The 7,310-nt window shown below is 45.9% G+C and carries 11 protein-coding genes, 1 tRNA gene and 1 riboswitch; of the genes, 4 read left to right on the top strand and 8 right to left on the bottom strand.

Translation table 11 applies throughout. The annotated features are described in order from the left end of the window. Both JF818_RS09530 and JF818_RS09535 read right to left on the bottom strand, forming a co-directional pair. A partial coding sequence (locus JF818_RS09530; RefSeq protein ID WP_233067135.1) for a cation transporter occupies nt 1–689 on the bottom strand: 689 nt, incomplete at its 3' end. Then, complete coding sequence (locus JF818_RS09535; protein WP_198891781.1) at nt 686–892, bottom strand: heavy-metal-associated domain-containing protein; 207 nt, start codon at nt 890–892, stop codon at nt 686–688. The genes JF818_RS09535 and JF818_RS09530, both read right to left, overlap by 4 nt. 98 nt (nt 893–990) lie before the next feature. Between JF818_RS09535 and JF818_RS09540 the strand changes: the two genes are divergently transcribed. Continuing rightward, nucleotides 991–1,062, top strand: a tRNA-Val gene (locus tag JF818_RS09540). Between the two features lie 32 nt (nt 1,063–1,094). Here the strand turns inward: JF818_RS09540 and JF818_RS09545 are convergent. Beyond that, nucleotides 1,095–1,373 carry a metal-sensitive transcriptional regulator gene (locus JF818_RS09545; RefSeq protein ID WP_198891782.1) on the bottom strand — a complete coding sequence of 93 codons (279 nt, stop codon included), beginning with the start codon at nt 1,371–1,373 and terminating at the stop codon, nt 1,095–1,097. Between the two features lie 251 nt (nt 1,374–1,624). On the opposite strand from JF818_RS09545, the gene JF818_RS09550 reads away from it, so the two are divergent. Next, the gene (locus JF818_RS09550; RefSeq protein ID WP_198891783.1) at nt 1,625–2,173 is read left to right on the top strand and encodes a thioredoxin-like domain-containing protein; all 549 of its coding nucleotides are present in this window, start codon (nt 1,625–1,627) and stop codon (nt 2,171–2,173) included. On the opposite strand, the gene JF818_RS09555 is transcribed toward JF818_RS09550, so the two are convergent. The 5 genes from JF818_RS09555 to JF818_RS09575 are packed head-to-tail and all read right to left on the bottom strand — an operon-like array spanning nt 2,174 to nt 5,847. Beyond that, on the bottom strand, nt 2,174–2,842 hold the full coding sequence (locus tag JF818_RS09555; protein WP_198891784.1) for an energy transducer TonB: 669 nt from the start codon (nt 2,840–2,842) through the stop codon (nt 2,174–2,176). Continuing rightward, complete coding sequence (locus tag JF818_RS09560; RefSeq protein ID WP_198891785.1) at nt 2,839–3,195, bottom strand: biopolymer transporter ExbD; 357 nt, start codon at nt 3,193–3,195, stop codon at nt 2,839–2,841. Before JF818_RS09560 ends, JF818_RS09555 begins: the two co-directional genes overlap by 4 nt. After that, complete coding sequence (locus JF818_RS09565) at nt 3,188–3,544, bottom strand: biopolymer transporter ExbD (protein ID WP_198891786.1); 357 nt, start codon at nt 3,542–3,544, stop codon at nt 3,188–3,190. Before JF818_RS09565 ends, JF818_RS09560 begins: the two co-directional genes overlap by 8 nt. Then, entirely contained in the window at nt 3,523–3,939 is a 417-nt protein-coding gene (locus JF818_RS09570; protein ID WP_198891787.1) for a MotA/TolQ/ExbB proton channel family protein, read from the bottom strand. The genes JF818_RS09565 and JF818_RS09570 overlap by 22 nt, the downstream gene beginning before the upstream one ends. A gap of 3 nt (nt 3,940–3,942) precedes the next feature. Continuing rightward, nucleotides 3,943–5,847 (bottom strand): TonB-dependent siderophore receptor, encoded by a 1,905-nt coding sequence (locus JF818_RS09575; protein WP_198891788.1) that lies wholly within the window; start codon nt 5,845–5,847, stop codon nt 3,943–3,945. Between the two features lie 106 nt (nt 5,848–5,953). Further along, nucleotides 5,954–6,129: riboswitch (cobalamin riboswitch) on the bottom strand. A gap of 107 nt (nt 6,130–6,236) precedes the next feature. Here JF818_RS09575 and JF818_RS09580 point away from each other — a divergent pair. Together JF818_RS09580 and JF818_RS09585 are read left to right on the top strand one after the other, a co-directional pair. Continuing rightward, nucleotides 6,237–6,626: a DUF1508 domain-containing protein gene (locus JF818_RS09580; protein ID WP_198891789.1), complete on the top strand. Its 390-nt coding sequence runs from the start codon at nt 6,237–6,239 to the stop codon at nt 6,624–6,626. 117 nt (nt 6,627–6,743) lie between these two features. After that, nucleotides 6,744–7,310: FAD:protein FMN transferase (locus JF818_RS09585; protein WP_198891790.1), on the top strand; the 567-nt coding region annotated here is incomplete at its 3' end.

Raw genomic sequence — 7,310 nt, forward strand, 5'->3', positions numbered from 1 at the left:
GCAGTGGAGGGAGCAAGCTCCATCAGTTTCCTGATGGCTTCTCCTGTCTTTCCCTTGCTGCGATGCTCAAGATAGCGACCAAGCATCACCAGGGTAATGATCACACCAACTCCTTCAAAGTAGAGATGATTATGGGCAGCCATATGGTTCCCCATAAATATCTCAGAGACCCCCCAAAGGCTGTAGAGGAAGCTCGCTGAGGTCCCCAGTGCTACCAAGCTATCCATATTGGGTTCTCTTTTCACCAGCGTTGAGAAACCCTTGGTGAAGAACGCTGAGCCAGCTACCATGGTACCGAGTGCCAGTACCATCTGGAGCAGGGCATTGGTAAGAGGGGATAAGGGGAGTGTGAGACCGAGCATCGGGCCCATGGCAATTACCATCAGGACAACACTCAGCACAGCAGAGACGGTGAGGCGCTTTCCCAGAGCCTTCAGCTCTTTCTGCTTCTCTGCATCCTTCTCTTTTGCATCGAGTTTATCGACTACCGTATAGCCGATTCTGGAGACCGCCTTCTTGATCCCTTCGAGTCCGAGTGAATCTTCATCGAAGGAGATGGTAGCAGTCTCGGTGGCAAGATTTACCTGGGCCTTTTCCACTCCGTCAAGCTTGTTGAGCGTACGCTCTACAGCAGAGGAGCAGGAAGCACAGGTCATCCCACCGATTCCTACCTGTATCTCTTTTTTCATGACTCTACCACCTCGAAACCTATTTCACCGATCAAGCTCTTGGCGTCGGTAATGGTCTCCTCACTCTTGTGTTTGATCACAACCTTGCCACTCTTTGCGTCGGCCTTGGCCGATTTTATATCTTCTATCTGCTCTAATGCGTTCACCATTCTGGTTTCACATCCATTGCAGTGCATTCCCTTGGTTAGAATGATTGTTTTCATGAATCTATACTCCTATCATCCCCTCTGGAGGGGGATTTTTTCTTATTACCACTAGACAGACCACGGTTTTTCCGCTACTATCCCTCTTGTACTTACACGGGCGGTTAACTCAGCGGGAGAGTGCCACGTTGACATCGTGGAAGTCGCCAGTTCAATCCTGGCATCGCCCATAGGCAAGCAGTCGAATCGATTGCTTGCTTTTTTATTGTCTGCGAAACTTTGCGATCACATCCATCAACTCAGCCACTTTCTGTTTCTGTTCATCCTCGTCGTTGCTTCTCATAGCATCAGCAACACAGGTGTTCAAGTGGTTCTCCATCACCATGTCTTCAACTTTCTTCAATGCTGAGATCACCGCCGAAAGCTGTAGCAGAATATCAACACAGTACCGATCTTCCTGTACCATGTTCCGAATCCCTTTCACCTGTCCCTCGATCCTCGCAAGCCTGGGATCGAGCTTTGTCTTGATTTCCTGTATCATATCTTACTTATATACCCCCGTAGGGTATAATGTCAAGTAGGGAACAAGGGAAGAAATACCTTCATAGAAGCCATCAGGTGCGTTTTGATGCTGTTCTCTTATTACATACCCCCATGGTGTATAATGAAATGAGGTGTAACTACCTGTGCTGTGTAATTGCCAATTATCTGTACATGAGTTTTTTTGGTTTTCTTTCATCCTTGCTTCAGCTACAATAGGTTTCAGTTCTGTGAGTAAAGGATATTATTACCATGAAACGTATGCTTACCGTAATCCTGCTTGGTTTTTTGTTGCTCTCTGGTTGTAAGACGATACCGAGTGAACCCATGAACGCCTATGAAAAGATCGTAAAAAGTGCCCATGACCGGCAGGGCGATCCTGTCATGGTGGATGCTGATTACCTGCTTGTCTACTATGCAGCCGATTGGTGTCCGTATTGTGTGGAGTATGCAGAAGAACTGAAAGAGCAATACTCCCTGTATAAACGGATGTATGGAGACAACCTGGAAATCATCTTTGCCGGCCACGTCAATGATCAGTCAGATGAAAACCTGCATGCTTTCCTTGACCAAGGTTCCTATTCATTTCCTTACATTCCATACTCACTGAGAGAATCGAGTGGGGTGATGGAACTACTTGGGGAGCATCGGTTCTACATTCCAGGTTTTCTGCTCCTTGACCGTGAAGGAATTATTCTCTCTTCTTCAAATGGTGCAACCAAGGAAGAGTACCTCAGGGATCGTCCCCTGTATGAACTGCAGACCTTGCTGAGTATCGACTGCGCGGTTTGCACACAGTAGCTACTCGTTATGTAAGGAGAAACGTATCGGGTAGAGGAGTGTGACAGGAACAGGAGATGTCTCACGAATTGCTGGCGTTGTCTGGAAATTGGAGAATGCGGCGATGGCTGCATCAGCAAACCCATAGCCAGGGTCATCCTCCACGATGATTCGTTCAATAATTCCTTTTTCATCAATGAACAACCGCAAGAGTACCGTTCCTTCCTTTCCCTGCCGTCTTGCTAGCGTAGGGTACACAATGCTCGATGCAAGCAGGGAAAGGTCGAATTGAGGGCGGGTTGTTACCATGTCAATCGTGTAATAATATCCATCCTCTCCTGGATTCTCCTGTTCCGCTTCATCAAGGGTATTATTCGGCGGATTGTTTTCCTTTGGCATTTGATCTGTTTCTTCTTTTATCCCTGTTTCATCCTCATAATGAACAGGTTGTGTAGGGGCTGCAGCGGAAATTGGCTCCTCGGCAAGTGCGTCTGATTCTTCCTCTTTCAGTGGCTCCACAGGTATACGAAGCGGTGCCTGTAATCGATCCATCGAGAGCATGGCTATTGGAGTCATTTCCTCCTCTGTTTCTACTGCTTTTCCTTCATTTCTTTTCAAAGGGATAAAGAGGATCAGTATTGATAAAAATACCAAGACAATGATCAGGAATACTCTTTGCATACGCTTCATGGATGGTCCTCCACAAGACAATACAGCGTACCAACACCACGTTCTTTCAAAAACGTGATGATTGGATGGATGATCTCATAAGGAGTGTTTCTATCAGCAAGCAGTGCGTATGTATCTTGCCTCGGAATAGAGTCAAGAGCTATAGAAGATCCATCCAAGAACAGTTCTCCTGTATGAGAAACAACAATTGTTGAAATGTCTGTATCTTCCAGGATCTCTGCGTGTGCGGAAGCTGCTTGTAGTGGCAGAGGAGTCTGCTGGGTGCTGATGGCAAGGATGAGAAAGAACAAGAGCAAGAGGAAAGCAATGTCGGTAACTGTGGAATTGGGACCATGCCGGTATTTTTTATTCATCGGAAAGCTCCAGGGAGAAGGATGCCGTGCTCTGCTGCTCAATAATTGAAAGGAGGGTAACTACATGCTGCCAGGAGGTGTTTCTTTCCACTATGATGGAAACATGTTTGGCTGATGCGATGAGCTGAGCAATAGATTGTAACGCTTGCGTTTCATCACCTAGAAGTATTGATCCATCTTCCAGGATAGTGAGAGTGATGAGAGCTGTTTCAGGAGTTTTGGTTGTTTCTGAACTCTCAAGTGAGATGGGTACACTTCCCGAAGAAGCGATACCCGAGAGAAGCAGGAAGAAGATGATCAGGAGGAAGGCAATGTCACTTGGTTGCCCTAGGTTTCTTCGGTTTCGCATAACATTGTACTTGCAGTCTCAAGTATGAAACTGCTGATTGTAGCTATAATGGAGATAATCAAGCCAAATGCCGTAGTATAGAGAGCCTCATACAGCCCTGAAGCAATGATTTGAAGCTGTACTGAAGAGGCCTCAGCTACCGATCTGAATGCATTGATCATGCCGGTTACGGTTCCTAGGAACCCGATCACCGGGGCGATCATGGCAATAAGATCCAGAATAGAGAGTACGGGTTCTATCTCTCGCATATGCATTCTCGAGTGGTTTTCCCAGATCAGGAACAGGGTAATTCCTCGCTCTATACTGAGTACCATGGTTATGACCAATAGGGCATAGAGCGGCCACATGACCGCTCCCCCCTTTTTCATGATCAGTATCAGGTTGGTTATTTCCATAGGTTAAAACCGTACGGTTCCTCCAATTCTGATCTTAGTTCCTGGCATGGGATATCCACTGGTAAGTTCGTAGGAAGTGTTGAGTACGTTGTCTACGGCAAGGTATGCCTTGAGCTTCTTGTTGACCTGCATGTTAACACTGAGATTGAGCAGGAATGCACTGTCAAGTGAGCTGGTTGCTCCAAGATACTCAGCACTGACTACACTTTCAAAGCGATCAAGGGTCAAAAACAGTGAACCTTTGGCTGTGTGGTTTCTGTTACCCCAAACTTCTACGTTGTCAGCAAAGGTATTTCCTCCTGAGAGATCATAACTCTTGTTGTAGAGATAGCTGGCTTGTAAGGTGATTTGCTCTGCAAGTTCAAGCTCCACTGATTGTTCTGTGCCAAGGTAGACGCTGTGGTCGATATTGGTGTTGCCTGTAATTGCATTAATGACATCTCTACCAAAAAGAACAGATTCATATGATAGTGGTCCGATTTTGGTGTCAACACCCAGGTCAACATTTATTCCTTTCTCTGCTTTCAAGTCTGGATTTGCATATCCAGGCCAGTATAGTGCAGAGAATGTTGGAACATCTTCCGCGTAACTGATACTCGCTTTAACATCGGTATTTGGGACAACTGCATAAATAATACCTAGGGAAGCATTAGGAGAAATCATTGCATTGTCGCTTAGATATGCGATGTTCAAACTGGGATGTATGGATAGCCTGCCATCGAGAAAATATGCACTTCCATGGGCAGATGATGATATTGTATGTCGTGTGCGCTTTCCAATTGCCGTACTGTCAACATAATCAAGGGTGTACAAAAGCCCTGTGTTCAATACATACGTTTGTCCAACGTTCCACTTTGCGTCAATTTGAGCTGATGCTTTATGTTTATTGTGAGTGCTCTCAGTAGTAACCATCCCGTTATAAAAGTCAACTTCATCATGGAAGAATAATCTGCTGAAATTATAACTTGCAAGTGCTGTAACATTTTCAATTAATTCGTTCACATCGGTAACTTCAATTTTATTTGTGGTGTTGAAATTAAAACCTTTGCTATAGTCATCTGGCGTCAACCCTTCGTCATACAAAGGATTTATTACATATCCTCCAGGGACAGCTAAATCTTGATAATCTGCATAGCTGTTCGATGAAAGATTCATTGACTTGCTTATATCCTTATTATAAGAGATAGATCCATTGATTCCATACACTTGTGCATTTTTTCTAAGTTTTATGATAGGAGTATCATCCTTATATGTGTAGGCATTCTGGGCCGCAAGACCTCCAATGGTGGCGACAATGTCTTCACTGGTGTATGAGAAATCAAGCTTTTGACTATCAACCAAAGAGAGCCAATTGCGTGAGCTGCTTGTACCGTAGGCCAGGGGCAGGAAGGAACCGTTCTCAAAGGAGAGTGAGAATGGTGTTTCACTTTGCTGTCCTTTCTTCGTTATGATGTTGACCATTCCCCCTATTGCATTGGTCCTGCCTAGGTTGCCTGGTCCGCTTTTGACAATTTCAATCCGTTCAATGATGTCAATGGGAATGATGGATAGGTCTACAGTCCCATCATGGGCGGAGGAGAGGAGCACTCCATCCAGATAGATGAGGTTCTTGGATGAAGTTGCTCCACGAATTACCACGGTCTGGAGTGAGCCAAGACCCCCGACAGAGTTAAAAGAAGTCCCAATAGCCTTTCCTACCAACTCAGCCGTTGTCTGTGCGTTGTATGCCATAATTTGTTCTTGCGTGATAACAGAAACAGACGAAGCTGTATTGGTTTCCGCTTCGGAAAGTGGTGTTTCAGCAATGACCAATTCATATGCTGTTCCGAGATCAACGAGATCTTGCGTTGCAAATAGAGAAAAGACGGTGAGCAACAAGACCAGAGAGAAGGTTCCGCGCTTCTGCATGAAGAGCCTCCAGAGAGTGTTGTCTGGTCATCCTGCGTGGAAATAGTATGTGCATGGGAGTATGAAATATCTGGACGATATACATAATCATAGCTGTTTCTTTCTCCACGAAGAATTGTTATCTGGAAACGTCTCCTGGCTTACGACTCTTCTTACTGACAGGCCTTCTCGTCCTCAAAGGGACAATGGCATTGTCTGCTTTCATCATCGATTACAGTGGCGGGACCGCCGGGGAATCACACCCCGTTCCGTTTTTCCAGATCCAGCATGTGCATGGTAAGCGTTGAATTGCTGTTGGTCAAGGCTATGTTTGGGAACCAATGTCTGCTTCTTGCTTTTTACTGTGACCCCTTCATATACTGAATATAACACCACAGAAGGAGTAGCCTATGTCAGGAAGATTCATTATTACCAAGACCCCAAAGGGGTTTTATCGGTTCAGCCTTCAAGCTGCAAACTATCAGACGGTCCTTACCAGCAAGAACTACTCAAGTCTTGCGACTTGCAGGGAAGGTGTGGAGACAATCAAGAAGAATGCCCTCTCCCCGATAGAGGACCAGACATTACAAAAACCAGGTCCTTCGCTAAAATACCCAAAGTATGAGGTGTATTTTGACAGCGCTGGGAAATATCGATACCGGCTCTTGGCTTCAAACGGCTTGAATGTTGCGATTGCTGAGGACGGGTATACTACCAAGGCAGGTTGCCTGAATGGAATTGAATCCATCAGCAGGGCAGCCGTTGATGCCCAGGTGGATGAAAGCGCTCTGCAGAACTGAATAATTTAAAAGCATAATGAAAACAACAGGTCGCCAACTCTGTACACGACGACCTGTTGGTTGTCGTGTTAAGGCGTTGCATCTTCCTGTTGTTTTTATCATAATGCCTAGCTGTATATGAAATACCGAATACCATTACTCTTGATAGTTCTCATAGGGATCTCTTTATTGTTTGTATCCTGCGACAAACCTGCGACTGAACCAGAGTCGCAGAGCTTTCTCATGCTGGGGACTGTCTGCAAGATTACCATCTACGACCACCCCAGCGATGAAGCGTTCTCTGCTGCCTTTGATCGGATCAGGGAGATTGAGAACCATATGAGCCTCCATACAGACTCCAGTGAGATTGCCTTGGTTAATACCAATGCAGGCAAGGAAGCCGTACAGGTTTCTCCTGATACCTTTGCAGTTATCGAGAAAGCACTTGAGATAGCCCGCCAGAGTGGGGGAGCATTCGATCCAACCATTGCACCGTTGGTTCAAGCTTGGGACATTGGAGGGGAGAATGCAAGAAGACCCCCCGATGAGGAGATTGCAACCTTGCTTCCCTTGGTTGACTACACCAAGGTGGAGCTTAATGCAGAAGCTTATGAAGTATATCTGCCTGAGGAGGGTATGGCCCTTGACCTCGGCGGTATCGCCAAAGGATATGCAGCTGATGAGGTGAAGCAGATACTGCTTGAT

It is taken from the genome of Sphaerochaeta sp. S2, from assembly GCF_016406725.1.
In the GTDB taxonomy this organism is placed as follows: Bacteria; Spirochaetota; Spirochaetia; order Sphaerochaetales; family Sphaerochaetaceae; genus Sphaerochaeta.